Genomic DNA, 16,766 nt, shown 5'->3' on the forward strand with positions numbered 1-16,766 from the left:
AAGAAAGCATTCTAGCGCTTCGCGGCCGCGCGAACTGCTGTCGGCTCCTGACGCGCGACGGCTGCCCGAAATCGCGAATCGCCGCCGATTCGCCCGCCCCCGGCAGCGCGAATTCGCTACAATATCAGGCTGCTGCGCTTTCCGGCGTCGCGCCTGTTGGCGCGCGGTTTGCTGCGCCCGCCCCGCCGGCTGAAAGCCTGACCCTCTTTTCACTACTGCCGAATCATCATGTCGCTCTTCTCCGCTGTCCAGCTTGCTCCCCGCGACCCGATCCTGGGCCTGAACGAAGCCTTCAACGCCGATGCGCGTCCGACCAAGGTCAACCTCGGCGTCGGCGTGTACACGAACGAAGAAGGCAAGATTCCGCTGCTGCGCGCGGTTCGCGAAGCAGAGAAGGTGCGTGTCGAAGCTGGCCTGCCGCGCGGCTACCTGCCGATCGACGGGATCGCCGCCTACGATGCGGCCGTGCAGAAGCTGCTGCTCGGCAACGATTCGCCGCTGATCGCAGCGGGCCGCGTGGTCACGGCCCAGGCACTGGGCGGCACGGGCGCACTGAAGATCGGCGCCGATTTCCTGCGCACCGTGAACCCGAACGTGAAGGTCGCGATCAGCGATCCGAGCTGGGAAAACCACCGCGCGCTGTTCGAAGCGGCCGGCTTCGAAGTCGTCGCGTACCCGTACTACGACGCCGCCACCAACGGCGTGAACTTCGAAGGCATGCTGTCGGCGCTGAACGGCTACGCTGCGGGCACGGTCGTCGTGCTGCACGCGTGCTGCCACAACCCGACCGGCGTGGACCTGACCGAAGCGCAATGGCAACAAGTCGTCGACGTCGTGAAGGCGCGCGACCTCGTGCCGTTCCTCGACATGGCCTACCAGGGCTTCGGCGAGAACATCGAGGCCGATGCGGCCGCCGTGCGGCTGTTTGCCGCGGCCGACCTGAACGCGTTCGTGTCGTCGTCGTTCTCGAAGTCGTTCTCGCTGTACGGCGAGCGCGTCGGCGCGCTGTCGATCATCACGTCGAGCAAGGAAGAAGCCACGCGCGTGCTGTCGCAACTGAAGCGCGTGATCCGCACGAACTACTCGAACCCGCCGACCCATGGCGGCGCGGTGGTCGCAGCGGTGCTCGCATCGCCGGAACTGCACGCTTCGTGGGTGCAGGAACTCGGCGAAATGCGCGATCGCATCCGCGCGATGCGCAACGGTCTCGTCGAGCGTCTGAAGGCAAGCGGCGTCGATCGCGACTTCAGCTTCATCAACGCGCAGCGCGGGATGTTCTCGTATTCGGGCCTGACCTCGGCGCAAGTCGATCGCCTGCGCGACGAGTTCGGCATCTATGCGGTCGGCACGGGCCGGATCTGCGTCGCAGCGCTGAACACGCGCAACCTCGACGTGGTCGCCAATGCAGTCGCAGCCGTGCTGAAGTAACTCGGCGCCAGCGGGCGGCAGCCGTCACCGGCCCCGCCCTGCCGAAATGAAAAACGCGCTCCCCGGAGCGCGTTTTTTTTGTGCCGTTCGCCGGCGGGCGGCTACGCCGCCCGCGCCCGCGTTACTGCATGAACCAGCCGTGACTGACCACGAACGACTGGCCCGTCAGCGCGGCGCTCGGGAACGCCGACAGGAACAGCACCGTCTGCGCGACGTCCTGCACCGTCGTGAACACGCCGTCGACCGTGTTGCCGAGCATCACCTTCTTCACCACTTCGTCTTCGCTGATCCCGAGTTCCTTCGCCTGCTCCGGAATCTGCTTGTCGACCAGCGGCGTGCGCACGAAGCCCGGACACACGACGTGCGAACGCACGTTGTGCTTCGCGCCTTCCTTCGCGAGCACCCGTGCGAGGCCGAGCAGGCCGTGCTTGGCCGTCACGTACGCCGACTTCAGCGGCGATGCTTCGTGCGAGTGCACCGAACCCATGTAGATCACGACGCCGCCGCGATCGTCCTTGTACATGTGCTTGAGCGCGGCCTTCGTCGTCAGGAATGCACCGTCGACGTGGATCGCCTGCATCTTCTTCCAGTCGGAGAACGCGTAGTTCTCGATCGGGTTGACGATCTGGATGCCCGCGTTCGACACGAGGATGTCGACCGAGCCGAACGTTTCGGCAACCTTGTCGATGCCGCTGTTCACGGCTTCCTCGTTCGTCACGTCCATCGCGACGCCGATCGCCTTGCCGCCTGCCTTGTTGATCTCGTCGGCGACCGCATTGGCGCCGTCCTGGTTCAGGTCGGCGATCGCGACAGCCGCGCCCGCTTTCGCGAGCTCCAGCGCGATTTCCTTGCCGATGCCGCTCGCGGCGCCCGTGACGACTGCGGCCTTGCCGCTCAGATCTGCTGCCATGTCCGTCTCCTCCCGTTATCGGATCGATAAACCACGTGCCCGCCGCATCCGCTTTCATCGCGCGACCGTACCGGCGGGCCAGCCGTCATTGTGCACGATCGGCCCCGCCGTTCGCGCGCAAAACGTCTAAGCTTAAGGTCGGTTCCGTCACGCAGGAGATTCACATGCACTATCGACGGCTAGGCCGTTCCGGCCTGCAGATCAGCGCGCTCTCGCTCGGCTCGTGGGTCACCTACGGCAACCAGGTCGACCAGCGGGTCGCGCGCGAATGCCTCGCCGCGGCCCGCGACGCGGGTGTCAATTTCTTCGACAACGCCGAGGTGTACGCCGGAGGCAAATCCGAGGAAATCATGGGCCAGGCGCTCAAGTCGCTCGACTGGCCGCGCATCAGCTATATCGTGTCCACGAAGTTCTTCTGGGGGCTCGCGGAAGCACCGAACCAGTATCACACGCTGAACCGGAAATACCTGCTGAACGCGATCGACGGCTCGCTGCGCCGGCTGCAACTCGACTATGTCGACCTCGTCTATTGCCATCGCCCCGATCCGAATACACCGATCGAGGAAACCGTCTGGGCGATGAGCGACATGATCGTGCGCGGCAAGGCGCTGTACTGGGGCACGTCGGAATGGAGCGCCGACGAGATCCGCGCCGCGTGCGAGATCGCCGAACGGCATCATCTGCACAAGCCGGTGGTCGAGCAACCCCAGTACAACCTGTTCCACCGCACGCGGGTCGAACAGGAATATGCGCGGCTCTACGACGACTACGGCCTTGGTCTCACGACCTGGAGCCCGCTGGCCTCGGGCCTGCTCACCGGCAAGTACCGCAACGGCGTACCGCCCGGCAGCCGAGCGCAATTGCAGGGTTACGACTGGATGCGCGACCGGTTGACCGATCAGGCCAGCAACGAAATCGTCGAACGGCTCGGCGTGATCGCGGCCGACCTCGGCTGCAGCACAGGCCAGCTCGCGATCGCGTGGGTGCTCGCGAATCCGCGCGTGAGTTCGGTGATCACCGGCGCGTCGCGGGTCGAGCAGATCGGCGACAACATGCGCGCGCTCGACGTCGCCGCGAAGCTGACGCCGGATGTGAAGCAACGCATCGAGGAGGTGGTCGGCAACGCATACGAGTAAGGCGACTCACTGCCACTCGCGTACAATACGCGGCCGCATCGGCGCCCGGCCTGACAGCCGCACCCGATCGACCGCCTTCATCGATTCACCTTCTGTTTCAGGCAGCCCGCCATGCTCAGTTATCGTCACGGTTTTCACGCAGGCAACCACGCGGACGTGCTCAAGCACGCCGTCGTCGTCCAACTGCTGCGCTACCTGAACAAGAAAGACAAGTCGTACTGGTACATCGACACGCATGCCGGTGCCGGCGTGTATTCGCTGCGCGACGGCTACGCGGCAAAGACCGCGGAATTCGACACCGGCATCGGCCGGCTGTGGAACGACAAGAACCTGCCGGAAGCGCTGGGCGATTATGTGGACGAAGTACGTGCGCTGAACGACGACGGCGAACTGCGCTTCTATCCCGGTTCCCCGTATATCGCATGGCGATCGATGCGCGAGCAGGACCGCATGCGCCTGTTCGAAATGCACACGACGGAAATCGACGTGCTGCGCCACAACTTCCGCGACGCGGGGCGACGCGCGATGATCTTCGCCGGTGACGGCTTCGAAGGCATCAAGGCGCTGCTGCCGCCACCGCCGCGACGCGCACTCGTGCTGATCGACCCGTCCTACGAGGACAAGAAGGATTACGCGCGCACGGTAAGCTGCGTGACGGAATGCCTCAAGCGTTTCGCGACGGGCTGCTACGCGATCTGGTATCCGCAGGTCACGCGGACGGAATCGCAGCGCTTTCCCGAGCAGTTGAAGCGCCTGCAACCGAACAACTGGCTGCACCTGACGCTGACGGTGTCGAATCCGCCTGCCGATGGGCTGGGCCTCTACGGCAGCGGGATGTTCATCCTGAATCCGCCGTATACGCTCGCGCAGAGCATGAACGAGGCACTGCCCTATCTGGTCGAGATGCTGGGACAGGATAGCGGCGCCCGCTGTCAGATCGAGCAGCGCGGAAACTGATCGGCCGGCCGGCAGTTACGGCTGCGGCCTCGGTGCGAGTCTCGGCTGGTTGGCCGGCGGCGCGCCCCAGCCGGGCACATTGATATAGGGCGCGACGAACAGCGGAACCGACGTGTTCGGCGCTTGCCCGGCCGGAGCCCGCATGCCTGCCGGCTCGACGATCGGCTCGGAAGACAAAGGTGCTGTCTGCAGCACCAACCCGCCCTTGCCGTCCTGGATACCGCGTTGCGTATCGAGGATCAGCGGTTTGGACGAAGTCGCGGCACCGGCCGCGAGGCCATGGACAAGCACGGCCGCGCCCAGAGCGAGACGCGCGCGGGTACTGCGACGCACATCGAGACGCAAACGCATGATCGTGTCCTTCACGATGAAAAGCAGGCCCATACCATAGCGCCGCATCGACGATTTCGCCAGATCCGGCGCACAAAAAAACAAAGCCCCGTCAATACGGGGCTTGCTTATTGTTCGGTGCCACACGGCACCTGACGGTGACTCGATTACAGCGAGTAGCCGTTGGTTTCGAGCGAGCGGATACGGCGCTCGAGCTGGACGATGTCCGACGACGTGGCGAGGTAAGCCTCACGGCGCTCACGTTCTGCGGATTCGAACCAGTTGCTCAGCTTTTCGACGATGTAGGCGATCATGATGTTCTCCAAGGAAGGGGGACCCCTGGCGAATCGAGATTCAGGGATTTCCCGTATAGGGTATTCCCGAATTATAACGACGCCGCACCAAGATGCTAGTGAAATACTTGCATGGAAGCCATTCCAATTCGGAATGGGTGCACGTCAATCTCGCGCAACCCTTTGATTTTTATAGAGGTTGAACCAGACGCCCATTTCGGGCCTTGAGTGCACGCACTAATCTGGTTCACTGACGGGGTCGGCCAGGCGCGCCAAAATCGGGCATTCGGGCCGTCCATCACCATGGCAGTGCGCGGCCAGGTCGGCCAGCGTATCGCGCATGTTGCTTAGCTCCGCGATGCGCTTGTCGAGTTCGGCCACGTGCTCGAGGGCGATCGACTTCACCTCGGCGCTGGCGCGGGAGCGGTCTTGCCAGAGCATCAGCAACTTGCGGATGTCTTCGACGAGAAAGCCGAGCCGTCGCGCCTGACGGATGAAGCGCAGGATGTGGATTTCATCCGCGCCGTAGATCCGGTAGCCGGCGTCGGTTCGCTTGCTCGGCGCAAGAAGGCCGACCTGCTCGTAGTACCGGATCATTTTTGCGCTGACTCCGGATTCGCGCGACGCATCGCCGATATTCATTCCCCGCCCTCTCCATCAAGCCCCGGTTTCAAACATGAACGTCGACGAACCCAATCGCCGACGACATTTCGATCGTATCAAATCACGCGGTTTCGTTCCGCGGTGGGCGCAGGTAGAGGGATGGAAGACGACTGATCAGGCGTGTGTCGGTGGGAGATGGAGCGCGCTGCCCGTTGCCCGGCCGGCCTGCATTTTGTCCGCGCCAATGCAAAAACCCCCGCCTTTCGGGCGGGGGTTCTTGGCTTAGGGAGCCTGACGATTACCTACTTTCACACGGGAATCCGCACTATCATCGGCGTAGAGTCGTTTCACGGTCCTGTTCGGGATGGGAAGGGGTGGGACCGACTCGCTATGGTCATCAGGCAAAGAGGGATGTCGCGCTGCTTCGCAACGCGACCAATCGGGAAGAAGCAGTAATTTTGAGTTGTGTGTATCACACACGAGAATCCAACTAGTCCTGGCTCACATCACTGGAGCCGAAACAGACTTGTTATAGGATCAAGCCTTACGGGCAATTAGTATCAGTTAGCTGAACGCATTACTGCGCTTACACACCTGACCTATCAACGTCCTGGTCTCGAACGACCCTTCAAGGGGATCTAGTCCCCAGGGATATCTCATCTTAAGGCGAGTTTCCCGCTTAGATGCTTTCAGCGGTTATCTCTTCCGAACATAGCTACCCGGCGATGCCACTGGCGTGACAACCGGTACACCAGAGGTTCGTCCACTCCGGTCCTCTCGTACTAGGAGCAGCCCCCTTCAAATATCCAACGCCCACGGCAGATAGGGACCAAACTGTCTCACGACGTTTTAAACCCAGCTCACGTACCTCTTTAAATGGCGAACAGCCATACCCTTGGGACCGGCTACAGCCCCAGGATGAGATGAGCCGACATCGAGGTGCCAAACACCGCCGTCGATATGAACTCTTGGGCGGTATCAGCCTGTTATCCCCAGAGTACCTTTTATCCGTTGAGCGATGGCCCTTCCATACAGAACCACCGGATCACTATGACCTGCTTTCGCACCTGCTCGACTTGTCGGTCTCGCAGTTAAGCACGCTTATGCCATTGCACTATCAGCACGATTTCCGACCGTACCTAGCGTACCTTCGTACTCCTCCGTTACGCTTTGGGAGGAGACCGCCCCAGTCAAACTGCCTACCATGCACTGTCCCCGACCCGGATCACGGGCCAAGGTTAGAACCTCAAACAAACCAGGGTGGTATTTCAAGGACGGCTCCACCGAAACTAGCGTTCCGGTTTCATAGCCTCCCACCTATCCTACACAGATCGGTTCAAAGTCCAATGCAAAGCTACAGTAAAGGTTCATGGGGTCTTTCCGTCTAGCCGCGGGTAGATTGCATCATCACAAACACTTCAACTTCGCTGAGTCTCGGGAGGAGACAGTGTGGCCATCGTTACGCCATTCGTGCAGGTCGGAACTTACCCGACAAGGAATTTCGCTACCTTAGGACCGTTATAGTTACGGCCGCCGTTTACCGGGACTTCAATCAAGAGCTTGCACCCCATCATTTAATCTTCCGGCACCGGGCAGGCGTCACACCCTATACGTCCACTTTCGTGTTTGCAGAGTGCTGTGTTTTTATTAAACAGTCGCAGCCACCAGTTTATTGCAACCCCTTCACCCTTTGCGCGCAGGCGCATCAAGCTACAAGGGCGTACCTTATCCCGAAGTTACGGTACCAATTTGCCGAGTTCCTTCTCCCGAGTTCTCTCAAGCGCCTTAGAATACTCATCTCGCCCACCTGTGTCGGTTTGCGGTACGGTCATCGTTAGACTGAAGCTTAGAGGCTTTTCTTGGAACCACTTCCAATTGCTTCGCTCCCTAAGGAGCTCGCGCCACACCCTTGAATTCCGCGCCCGGATTTGCCTAAGCGCCTTCTCCAATGCAGCGACCGGGACTTCCAACACCCGGACAACCTTCCGCGATCCGTCCCCCCATCGCATCTAACAATGGTGCAGGAATATTGACCTGCTTCCCATCAGCTACGCATTTCTGCCTCGCCTTAGGGGCCGACTCACCCTACGCCGATGAACGTTGCGTAGGAAACCTTGGGCTTACGGCGAGGGGGCCTTTCACCCCCTTTATCGCTACTCATGTCAGCATTCGCACTTCCGATACCTCCAGCACGCTTTTCAACGCACCTTCGCAGGCTTACGGAACGCTCTCCTACCATGCGTGCAAAGCACGCATCCGCAGCTTCGGTATATAGCTTAGCCCCGTTACATCTTCCGCGCAGGACGACTCGATCAGTGAGCTATTACGCTTTCTTTAAAGGGTGGCTGCTTCTAAGCCAACCTCCTGACTGTTTTAGCCTTCCCACTTCGTTTCCCACTTAGCTATATTTGGGGACCTTAGCTGGCGGTCTGGGTTGTTTCCCTCTTGACACCGGACGTTAGCACCCGATGTCTGTCTCCCGTGATTGCACTCTTCGGTATTCGGAGTTTGCTATGGCGGGGTAATCTGCAATAGACCCCCCAACCATGACAGTGCTCTACCCCCGAAGGTGAGACACGAGGCACTACCTAAATAGTTTTCGGAGAGAACCAGCTATTTCCAAGTTTGTTTAGCCTTTCACCCCTATCCACAGCTCATCCCCTAACTTTTCAACGTTAGTGGGTTCGGACCTCCAGTACGTGTTACCGCACCTTCATCCTGGCCATGGATAGATCACTTGGTTTCGGGTCTACGCCCAGCAACTGAACGCCCTATTCGGACTCGCTTTCGCTACGCCTGCCCTATACGGTTAAGCTTGCTACTGAACGTAAGTCGCTGACCCATTATACAAAAGGTACGCCGTCACCCCTTACGAGGCTCCGACTGTTTGTATGCATGCGGTTTCAGGATCTATTTCACTCCCCTCCCGGGGTTCTTTTCGCCTTTCCCTCACGGTACTGGTTCACTATCGGTCGATCACGAGTATTTAGCCTTGGAGGATGGTCCCCCCATCTTCAGACAGGATTTCACGTGTCCCGCCCTACTTGTCGTACACTTAGTTCTTTCATACTGTTTTCGCCTACAGGGCTATCACCTGCTATGGCCGCACTTTCCAGAGCGTTCGGCTAACAATACAAATAAAGAGTACAAGGCTCATCCCATTTCGCTCGCCACTACTTTGGGAATCTCGGTTGATTTCTTTTCCTGCGGTTACTTAGATGTTTCAGTTCACCGCGTTCGCTTCACTAGACCTATGTATTCAGTCTAGGATGACCCAAAAGGGCCGGGTTTCCCCATTCGGACATCTACGGATCAAAGCTCGTTTGCCAGCTCCCCGTAGCTTTTCGCAGGCTACCGCGTCCTTCATCGCCTGTGATCGCCAAGGCATCCACCACATGCACTTGTTCGCTTGACCCTATAACGAGTCTGTCTCGTTACAGGTTGAGTTCTCGCGTTGTGCCGTATTCCAATTGAGTCAAACATAGAGTTCGAATCATCTTGAGATACATCGATACAATCACAACCCGGATAGTTTTCACGTCCATCTCAAGACGCTTCCGCTATCCAAATTACTTACTTCTTCCAGATTGTTAAAGAACGACAGCCGATACATACTACGTATCACTCTGACTGGCTCAATCGCCAATGGCAAATGCTCGTCTCACACGTCACTTTCGTGTGATCCAAACGCTTCCCATTGAAGATTGGTGGAGGCAGACGGGATCGAACCGACGACCCCCTGCTTGCAAAGCAGGTGCTCTCCCAGCTGAGCTATGCCCCCATGAGTACAGATATCCTCAGGTACTACCGCCAGACAAGACATTGGTGGGTCTGGTTGGATTCGAACCAACGACCCCCGCCTTATCAAGACGGTGCTCTAACCGACTGAGCTACAGACCCCTGAGTCTGTCTTTAATTTACAGCCGATAAGCGTGAGCGCTCAATTTTGCGAGAAGCTCTGGAAAGGAGGTGATCCAGCCGCACCTTCCGATACGGCTACCTTGTTACGACTTCACCCCAGTCATGAATCCTACCGTGGTGACCGTCCTCCTTGCGGTTAGACTAGCCACTTCTGGTAAAACCCACTCCCATGGTGTGACGGGCGGTGTGTACAAGACCCGGGAACGTATTCACCGCGGCATGCTGATCCGCGATTACTAGCGATTCCAGCTTCATGCACTCGAGTTGCAGAGTGCAATCCGGACTACGATCGGTTTTCTGGGATTAGCTCCCCCTCGCGGGTTGGCAACCCTCTGTTCCGACCATTGTATGACGTGTGAAGCCCTACCCATAAGGGCCATGAGGACTTGACGTCATCCCCACCTTCCTCCGGTTTGTCACCGGCAGTCTCCTTAGAGTGCTCTTGCGTAGCAACTAAGGACAAGGGTTGCGCTCGTTGCGGGACTTAACCCAACATCTCACGACACGAGCTGACGACAGCCATGCAGCACCTGTGTATCGGTTCTCTTTCGAGCACTCCCACCTCTCAGCAGGATTCCGACCATGTCAAGGGTAGGTAAGGTTTTTCGCGTTGCATCGAATTAATCCACATCATCCACCGCTTGTGCGGGTCCCCGTCAATTCCTTTGAGTTTTAATCTTGCGACCGTACTCCCCAGGCGGTCAACTTCACGCGTTAGCTACGTTACTAAGGAAATGAATCCCCAACAACTAGTTGACATCGTTTAGGGCGTGGACTACCAGGGTATCTAATCCTGTTTGCTCCCCACGCTTTCGTGCATGAGCGTCAGTATTGGCCCAGGGGGCTGCCTTCGCCATCGGTATTCCTCCACATCTCTACGCATTTCACTGCTACACGTGGAATTCTACCCCCCTCTGCCATACTCTAGCCTGCCAGTCACCAATGCAGTTCCCAGGTTGAGCCCGGGGATTTCACATCGGTCTTAGCAAACCGCCTGCGCACGCTTTACGCCCAGTAATTCCGATTAACGCTCGCACCCTACGTATTACCGCGGCTGCTGGCACGTAGTTAGCCGGTGCTTATTCTTCCGGTACCGTCATCCCCCGGCTATATTAGAACCAAGGATTTCTTTCCGGACAAAAGTGCTTTACAACCCGAAGGCCTTCTTCACACACGCGGCATTGCTGGATCAGGCTTTCGCCCATTGTCCAAAATTCCCCACTGCTGCCTCCCGTAGGAGTCTGGGCCGTGTCTCAGTCCCAGTGTGGCTGGTCGTCCTCTCAGACCAGCTACTGATCGTCGCCTTGGTAGGCCTTTACCCCACCAACTAGCTAATCAGCCATCGGCCAACCCTATAGCGCGAGGCCCGAAGGTCCCCCGCTTTCATCCGTAGATCGTATGCGGTATTAATCCGGCTTTCGCCGGGCTATCCCCCACTACAGGACATGTTCCGATGTATTACTCACCCGTTCGCCACTCGCCACCAGGTGCAAGCACCCGTGCTGCCGTTCGACTTGCATGTGTAAGGCATGCCGCCAGCGTTCAATCTGAGCCAGGATCAAACTCTTCAGTTTAAACCTGTTACTGTTTTCGGTTCTTTCGAACCGGTCGCTCACTCAAAGCTGACAGGAATATGAATTGCTTCATAAACCTGACTTACTTTAGTGTGAGACTCTTGATACTTTCGCTATCTGATCCGAGGATCAGCTCGCTTCCATCAAGCGCCCACACTTATCGGCTGTTAATTTTTAAAGAGCATTTCTGCGAGGAACATCGCGTTTCCCAGCAGCGCTGCGTTTTCAGCAGCAGAGAAGCGAGATTATGAACCGTGTTTCGCAGATCGTCAACAACTTTTTAACGACTTCGTTGCGACTGCGGGGTCCATCTTCCTTCGCCAGCCGTGCGCGGCAACCTGCTGCACACCTCCGACTTCGCTTCCCCTCTCCCGCGCTGCGTTTCCGTTAGCGCGAAAGAGGCGTGATTCTAAGCAGCCCTCGGCAATCGCGCAAGGGGTTCGAAGAAACTTTTTGCGAGGGCCGCAATTCCGCCGTCCGGCCATGCCTGGGCACGAGACCGCTTATGGTGCAAAGAACGGACTAGAATGTGAGGTTCTTCGCCTCTTTCTATATACGTCTTTAATATGCGCCAGCGAATCGCCAAACGCCTCCCCCCCGATGCCGACAAACTGGTTGGTCTGTCGCTTGCGCTCTTCGCCTCGGGTAGCCGCATCGAGGATCGCTTCTGGGAAGCGAAGCTCGACGCGCTGCTCGCCAAGATTGTCCGCAACGGCAACCAGACCACGCTCGACGCAGCGCTCGACCATCTGCAACAGAATCATCCCGACGCCTACGGCGCGCTCGCCGACATGGCCGAGACCCACAGCGAGTCGATGGTGATCGAGCACGACGGCCAGCCGTACGATGCGCTGCTGGTTGCCGTCCCGGTTCTCGCATGGACGCGCTACATGATTCCGTCAGGCCCGCTCAAGGGCGACGTTGCCGACGCACTGCGAACGCACCTGCAGGCTCATGTCCTTGCGAACGGCACGCTCGTCGGGCTCGCACCGTTCCTCTACAGCATCGACCAGTTGCCGCGGCATCACGTCGAGACCTACCGCCTTGCCCAGCAGCTCGCACATGCGGCGATCGGTCAGCACACGCCCAAGCTCAGCTTCGGCGATCTGCCCGAAACCTCGCCGATCCTGGCCGACCCGCGCTTCCTGCTCGCCGTCGTCGCCGCGCCCGCCGGCGCACCGCTGTTCCGCTGGCAGGAAGAAGAAAGCGGCAGCCGGATCGAGCGCGGTCAGTGCCTCGAACAGTGGACGGCTCAGGGCGGCCCGAATCTGTCGATCGCACTGCCCGGATGTGAGTTCGAGTGCCTGCTTCCGGACGCGTACTACTCGGCCTGCCGCGATGCGGACGAGCGCATCCGTCCACACACGGTGCGAACCGCCATTCGTTATCTTTTCGACACACTTGGTACCGCACCGCAGGAACTCCGCGCGGTGGTCGCCGGCTTCGGCGAACGCCGTATCGACGAGTACCGTGTCGGCTTCACGCGGCGTGCGAGCAACGACGTGATCTATGGCGTCGTGTGGCCACTTTACGGCCGTGAAAACGGCGACGTGTCGATCGACAGCGCGACGCTCGAAGGCGAGGCGCCGATCGAAGGGCCGCTCGAGGAAATCGTGAGCCTGCTGAAGGAATGCGGCGTAACCGACGTCCGCCGGCACGCGGGCCGCTTCGAACCCGAATACTGCGATGACTGCGGCGTGCCGCTCTACGCAGATCCGCTCGGCGAAATCGTCCATGCGGAAATGCCGGAAGACGCATCGCCTGCCCAGCCGCACTTCCACTGACCGCTCGCAGCAGGCCCGAACGGCCTGCCCGCCCGAAGCCGCTCCCGGTTCCCGCCGGAGCGGCTTTTTTCTTGTCCGGTACTCCCTCTCCGAAAATTTCGGACTTTTCCTAAGCCTTTCAGCCAAGCAGACATCGTGTAAGGTCTTTGTCATTATCGGGGCCAACGCATGCCCGACAGCAGATCAATGACTCACCCTTATGGAGGTTGAATATGCGGTTCCTGGTGCTCAATTCAGACGCCGAACGGCGTGACGGACTGAAGGCCCTGCTGCGGCAGATCGACCGTCACGCCAGCATCAACGATGCGCCCGACGGCTTCCAGGCGCGCCGGCTGCTGCGCACCCAGCGTTTCGACCTCGTCGCGATCGACTGGCTGGACGTTGGCCGGCTGAGCGAACTGCAGGCACTCTGCAGCGCCTGCTCGCCGACGCCCGCGGCCGTGCTGATCGACGAAGCCTCGCCGGAATCCATCCAGCGCTTCTTCAACTACGGTGTCGCAGGCGTGATCCCGCATTCCACGCGGCCGCACTTGATCGTGCGTGCGCTCGAGATGGTGCTGCTGGGCGGACACTACATCCCGCCGATCGCGCTCCGCCTGTTCCCCTCCGCGGCCGCGGCACGCCACGAGGCCCATTTCCAGACGCTCGCCGGATCGTTGCCCCGCCGCCCGCCGAGCGGCCTGTTGTCGCCGAGGCAAGCGCAGATCATGCGCTTCGTCCACATGGGCAGCACGAACAAGATGATTGCCCGTACGCTCGGCATCAGCGAGGGCACCGTGAAAATTCACCTCGCCAGCATCTTCCAGCAGTTGGGCGCCGTCAACCGCGCCGCCGCGGTTGCAATCTACAACGGCTGGCTGTCGCCGCACCTCGAAGTGCTGCTGGCGAACCGCAACCGTGCGCGCAAGCCTGCCGTCGGCGAACGCGGCCCGGCTCCACTGCGCACGCAACGGAACGATCATCCGTACCCGTTGCCTGCCGCGCATGCGGGCACGCAGGACTTGCCACTCGCCGCCGAACCGCGGGCACGGTTCCGGCGCGAGCGCTAGCAGACAGTCTCGATATTGCGACGGTCGACATGTGCGGATTCCCACCTTTGATGCTCAACGAGTAATATGAACGCATGGGTTTTCTTTTCACACCGCTTCCGCTCTGGGTTGGCATCGGTGGCTGGATCGCCGCCGTGGCCCTGCTCGCGCTCGCGCTCTGGAATCGTCCCTTCGTGCGCCTTCAGGACGCCACACTCCAGCACGTGTGGCTCGCGCTCGTCACCGCAATCGCGGTCCTCTGGGCCTCGAATGCGTGGCTCGATGATGGCATCGTCATGCATCTGCTTGGCGCAACGCTGCTCGTCACGCTGTTCGACTGGACGCTCGCGCTGATTGCGATGGGTGCCGTCACGGCGGTTGCCGCGATCATCTTCGACGCGCCGTGGCAGGGCATCGGCCTGACCTATCTGATCTACGGTGCGCTGCCTGTCGCCGTGTCGGCGTTGCTGCAGCGCGCCGCGCTCGCATGGCTGCCGCACAACCTCGCGTCGTTCATCACCGGCCAGGGATTCCTGTCGCCGGCCATTGCGATCATCGCGGTCGCCGCTGCCGCAGCCGGCGTCCAGCTCGCCCTCGCGGATGGCGTGCCTGTCGTGATTCCTGCCGGCTATCTGTTGAACACTGCGCTGCTCGCGCTCGGCGAAGCGTGGTTCACCGGCATGGCGACGGCACTCATTGCCGTCTATCGCCCTGCGTGGGTCACGACCTTCGACGTCCGGCGCTATCGCCTGGGCGGCCCGCGCGCCTGAAATTCATCCGGATCGGGGCACCGTCAGTACGTGCCGGCGGCATCTTCCGCAGCGCGGGAGAATAGGCCGTCTACTGTCGCACAACTTTTTTACGCTAAGATTGAACTCCTGTTCTTCATCGGGCATCTATACGTGCCCGATGTCTCCTTCGCTCCTCACCAATAACCAGATGGACAGCTCACCTGCCTCGCTCCGGATTCTCCGGGCGCTCGGCAAGCTGGCAGCCTGTGTCGCGGGCCTGTCGCTTGCGCTTCCGACACCGGTATTCGCCGACCTGCTCGACCAGCGCTCCGAACTGATCAACAAATTCGTCAACGAAATGCATGCCGATCCGCTCGCGGCCGATTGTGCGGCACACGGCAGCTTCATCGCCAGCACGTCGTCGGCCTTCGACCGCGTCGACTTCGCGCCGAACACATTCGACAGCGGCAACGCGACGATCACGCCGTGGAACGACTCGTTCGACCAGGGCAAGCAGCGCGTGAAGGTCGACAACATCGTCACGGTCGACGGACTCGGCGTCCACAGCGACGGCAGCGACCCGACTCCGCTGAAATTCCGTTGCGGCTATGTCGGCCAGCAAATGCTCGCGTTCAGCTGGAACGACCCCGTTCCGCCGCTGAAGCCGCGCGTCGAGCGCTCCACGTCTTCGACGAAGAAGTTCAAGGGAAAATCGCACCGGGGCAAGGCAAAGGCAAAGGCATCGGGCCGCACCGGCAAGAAGGCCGTCGCAACGAAGAAATCAGGCGGCCAGACGAAAGCCGTGAAGAAGAAAACCGCGAAGAAGTCCTGATACGACGCAGCGGCAACGACAGAAGCAAAAAAGCCGGAGCATCCTGAGATGCCCCGGCTTTTTTCATGCGACGACGATACGCTTACGCGAACGTATCGATGTGTACCAGGATCGCGGCCAGCATCGCTGCACCGAGCGCCGCACTGCGCTCACCGTTCCAGCCGACACGCTCGTCGGGCAGGTTCGCGTTGTCCTTGAACGGCATCTCGAGCGTCAGCGACAGGCAGCCGAACTGGTGACCGATGTACTTCGACGCGAGCTTGAGCGCGTCCTCCTTGTACTTGCTCGCCGCATAGCCATGCTCGGTCTGGAAGTCCGGGCTCGCGACCTTGAACGCGTCGATGAACGCGGTCTGCTCCTTGCCCTGCTGCTCGGTAAAGCTCGGCAGCATTTCCGAACCGGCAACGAACACGTACGGCAGATCCTCGTCGCCGTGAATGTCGAAAAACATGTCGCAACCGATCGCGTGGATCGCATCGCGCACGGCCAGCACCTCGGGGCTGCGCTCGGCATCGGGCGTCATCCATTCGCGGTTCAGGTTCGCCCCTGCCGCGTTGGTGCGCAGATTGCCGTGCACGCTGCCGTCCGGGTTCATGTTCGGGACGATGTAGAACGTCGCGCGATCGTAGAGCTTGCGCGCGACCGGATCGCCGGTCCAGTCGCCCCATCCGGCCAGCCGCTTGACGAGGCCTTCGACGAACCACTCGGCCATCGTCTCGCCCGGATGCTGGCGCGCGATGATCCACACCTTCTTCTTCGGCACGCCGTCGGTTTCCGGCGTGCCGAGCGTCAGCAGCGACATCGGGCGGCCTTCGACCGTGCGTCCGAGCTCGACGACGCTCGCCTGCGGCAACTGCTGGACCGCGCCGAGAAATGCGGCGTGGCGCTCCTCCGAGTACGGTTCGAAATACGCGTAGTAGATACTGTCGAACTCCGGCGTATGGTCGATGGTCATCGTCTTGCCGTCGAACGTCGTCGGCACGCGGAACCAGTCGACCCGGTCGTAGCTCGCCACCGCGCTGTAATTGCGCCAGCCGGACGGATATGCGCATTCGGCCGCGTTCTCGAACGTCATCACGCACCGCTCGCCGCGCGCGCCCGTCAAGCGGTAGTAAAACCACTGCGCGAATTCCGAGCGGCTGTCGCCGCGCACGCGCAGCCGAATCGCATCGGGGCTGTCGCACGACACGACGTCGATTGCGCCTGCGTCGAAATTGCTGGTGATCGAAAGGGTCATCT

At 60.3% G+C, this 16,766-nt stretch carries 12 protein-coding genes, 2 tRNA genes and 3 rRNA genes; 7 read left to right on the forward strand and 10 right to left on the reverse strand.

The genetic code is table 11. From position 1 onward, the window contains the following. Positions 1-228: 228 nt before the first annotated feature. Positions 229-1,428 (forward strand): amino acid aminotransferase, encoded by a 1,200-nt coding sequence (locus tag ABD05_RS01065; protein WP_047898580.1) that lies wholly within the window; start codon positions 229-231, stop codon positions 1,426-1,428. Positions 1,429-1,549: 121 nt separating this feature from the next. On the opposite strand, the gene ABD05_RS01070 is transcribed toward ABD05_RS01065, so the two are convergent. Then, positions 1,550-2,338 carry a 3-hydroxybutyrate dehydrogenase gene (locus ABD05_RS01070; RefSeq protein ID WP_047898581.1) on the reverse strand — a complete coding sequence of 263 codons (789 nt, stop codon included), beginning with the start codon at positions 2,336-2,338 and terminating at the stop codon, positions 1,550-1,552. A 164-nt stretch (positions 2,339-2,502) separates the two neighbouring features. Here ABD05_RS01070 and ABD05_RS01075 point away from each other — a divergent pair, with 164 nt between their 5' ends. Both ABD05_RS01075 and ABD05_RS01080 read left to right on the forward strand, forming a co-directional pair. Beyond that, complete coding sequence (locus ABD05_RS01075) at positions 2,503-3,474, forward strand: potassium channel beta subunit family protein (RefSeq protein ID WP_047898582.1); 972 nt, start codon at positions 2,503-2,505, stop codon at positions 3,472-3,474. A 111-nt stretch (positions 3,475-3,585) separates the two neighbouring features. Beyond that, positions 3,586-4,431 carry a 23S rRNA (adenine(2030)-N(6))-methyltransferase RlmJ gene (locus ABD05_RS01080; RefSeq protein WP_047898583.1) on the forward strand — a complete coding sequence of 282 codons (846 nt, stop codon included), beginning with the start codon at positions 3,586-3,588 and terminating at the stop codon, positions 4,429-4,431. Between the two features lie 15 nt (positions 4,432-4,446). Here the strand turns inward: ABD05_RS01080 and ABD05_RS01085 are convergent, their stop codons facing one another. The 8 genes from ABD05_RS01085 to ABD05_RS01115 form a co-directional block, all read right to left on the reverse strand. After that, complete coding sequence (locus tag ABD05_RS01085; protein WP_047898584.1) at positions 4,447-4,815, reverse strand: hypothetical protein; 369 nt, start codon at positions 4,813-4,815, stop codon at positions 4,447-4,449. A 113-nt stretch (positions 4,816-4,928) separates the two neighbouring features. Next, on the reverse strand, positions 4,929-5,075 hold the full coding sequence (locus ABD05_RS35530; RefSeq protein ID WP_080970925.1) for a DUF3563 family protein: 147 nt from the start codon (positions 5,073-5,075) through the stop codon (positions 4,929-4,931). A gap of 216 nt (positions 5,076-5,291) precedes the next feature. Continuing rightward, positions 5,292-5,696, reverse strand: a complete 405-nt coding sequence (cueR, locus tag ABD05_RS01090) for a Cu(I)-responsive transcriptional regulator (RefSeq protein WP_047898585.1) — start codon at positions 5,694-5,696, stop codon at positions 5,292-5,294. A gap of 250 nt (positions 5,697-5,946) precedes the next feature. Continuing rightward, positions 5,947-6,059: ribosomal RNA gene (gene rrf, locus ABD05_RS01095) — 5S ribosomal RNA — on the reverse strand. Between the two features lie 131 nt (positions 6,060-6,190). Next, positions 6,191-9,072, reverse strand: a 23S ribosomal RNA gene (locus ABD05_RS01100). Between the two features lie 290 nt (positions 9,073-9,362). Further along, positions 9,363-9,438: transfer RNA gene (locus tag ABD05_RS01105), tRNA-Ala, on the reverse strand. 42 nt (positions 9,439-9,480) lie between these two features. Beyond that, positions 9,481-9,557 (reverse strand) — tRNA-Ile (locus ABD05_RS01110). 62 nt (positions 9,558-9,619) lie between these two features. Continuing rightward, positions 9,620-11,152 (reverse strand): 16S ribosomal RNA (locus ABD05_RS01115). The 16S, 23S and 5S rRNA genes sit together here with 2 tRNA genes alongside, the layout of an rRNA operon. A 566-nt stretch (positions 11,153-11,718) precedes the next feature. On the opposite strand from ABD05_RS01115, the gene ABD05_RS01120 reads away from it, so the two are divergent. The 4 genes from ABD05_RS01120 to ABD05_RS01135 all read left to right on the forward strand — a co-directional run bounded on the left by ABD05_RS01120 (position 11,719) and on the right by ABD05_RS01135 (position 15,527). Continuing rightward, complete coding sequence (locus tag ABD05_RS01120) at positions 11,719-12,936, forward strand: DUF2863 family protein (RefSeq protein ID WP_047898586.1); 1,218 nt, start codon at positions 11,719-11,721, stop codon at positions 12,934-12,936. 212 nt (positions 12,937-13,148) lie between these two features. Beyond that, complete coding sequence (locus ABD05_RS01125; protein ID WP_047898587.1) at positions 13,149-13,985, forward strand: response regulator transcription factor; 837 nt, start codon at positions 13,149-13,151, stop codon at positions 13,983-13,985. Between the two features lie 74 nt (positions 13,986-14,059). After that, entirely contained in the window at positions 14,060-14,734 is a 675-nt protein-coding gene (locus ABD05_RS01130; protein WP_047898588.1) for an energy-coupling factor ABC transporter permease, read from the forward strand. Between the two features lie 139 nt (positions 14,735-14,873). Beyond that, entirely contained in the window at positions 14,874-15,527 is a 654-nt protein-coding gene (locus tag ABD05_RS01135; RefSeq protein ID WP_047898589.1) for a BspC domain-containing protein, read from the forward strand. Positions 15,528-15,609: 82 nt separating this feature from the next. Here ABD05_RS01135 and ABD05_RS01140 read toward each other — a convergent pair whose 3' ends face one another. Beyond that, the gene (locus tag ABD05_RS01140; protein WP_047898590.1) at positions 15,610-16,764 is read right to left on the reverse strand and encodes a M14 family metallopeptidase; all 1,155 of its coding nucleotides are present in this window, start codon (positions 16,762-16,764) and stop codon (positions 15,610-15,612) included. Positions 16,765-16,766: the final 2 nt, after the last annotated feature.

The sequence above is a fragment of the Burkholderia pyrrocinia genome (assembly GCF_001028665.1).
GTDB lineage: Bacteria > Pseudomonadota > Gammaproteobacteria > Burkholderiales > Burkholderiaceae > Burkholderia > Burkholderia pyrrocinia.

Coding starts and splice junctions, on each gene's coding strand:
- ABD05_RS01120 (WP_047898586.1), top strand. CDS start 11,719: ATGCGCCAGCGAATCGCCAAACGCCTCCCCCCCGATGCCGACAAACTG.
- ABD05_RS01065 (WP_047898580.1), top strand. CDS start 229: ATGTCGCTCTTCTCCGCTGTCCAGCTTGCTCCCCGCGACCCGATCCTG.
- ABD05_RS01080 (WP_047898583.1), top strand. CDS start 3,586: ATGCTCAGTTATCGTCACGGTTTTCACGCAGGCAACCACGCGGACGTG.
- ABD05_RS01125 (WP_047898587.1), top strand. CDS start 13,149: ATGCGGTTCCTGGTGCTCAATTCAGACGCCGAACGGCGTGACGGACTG.
- ABD05_RS01075 (WP_047898582.1), top strand. CDS start 2,503: ATGCACTATCGACGGCTAGGCCGTTCCGGCCTGCAGATCAGCGCGCTC.
- cueR (WP_047898585.1), bottom strand. CDS start 5,696: ATGAATATCGGCGATGCGTCGCGCGAATCCGGAGTCAGCGCAAAAATG.
- ABD05_RS01085 (WP_047898584.1), bottom strand. CDS start 4,815: ATGGGCCTGCTTTTCATCGTGAAGGACACGATCATGCGTTTGCGTCTC.
- ABD05_RS01140 (WP_047898590.1), bottom strand. CDS start 16,764: ATGACCCTTTCGATCACCAGCAATTTCGACGCAGGCGCAATCGACGTC.
- ABD05_RS01130 (WP_047898588.1), top strand. CDS start 14,060: ATGGGTTTTCTTTTCACACCGCTTCCGCTCTGGGTTGGCATCGGTGGC.
- ABD05_RS35530 (WP_080970925.1), bottom strand. CDS start 5,075: ATGATCGCCTACATCGTCGAAAAGCTGAGCAACTGGTTCGAATCCGCA.
- ABD05_RS01070 (WP_047898581.1), bottom strand. CDS start 2,338: ATGGCAGCAGATCTGAGCGGCAAGGCCGCAGTCGTCACGGGCGCCGCG.
- ABD05_RS01135 (WP_047898589.1), top strand. CDS start 14,874: ATGTCTCCTTCGCTCCTCACCAATAACCAGATGGACAGCTCACCTGCC.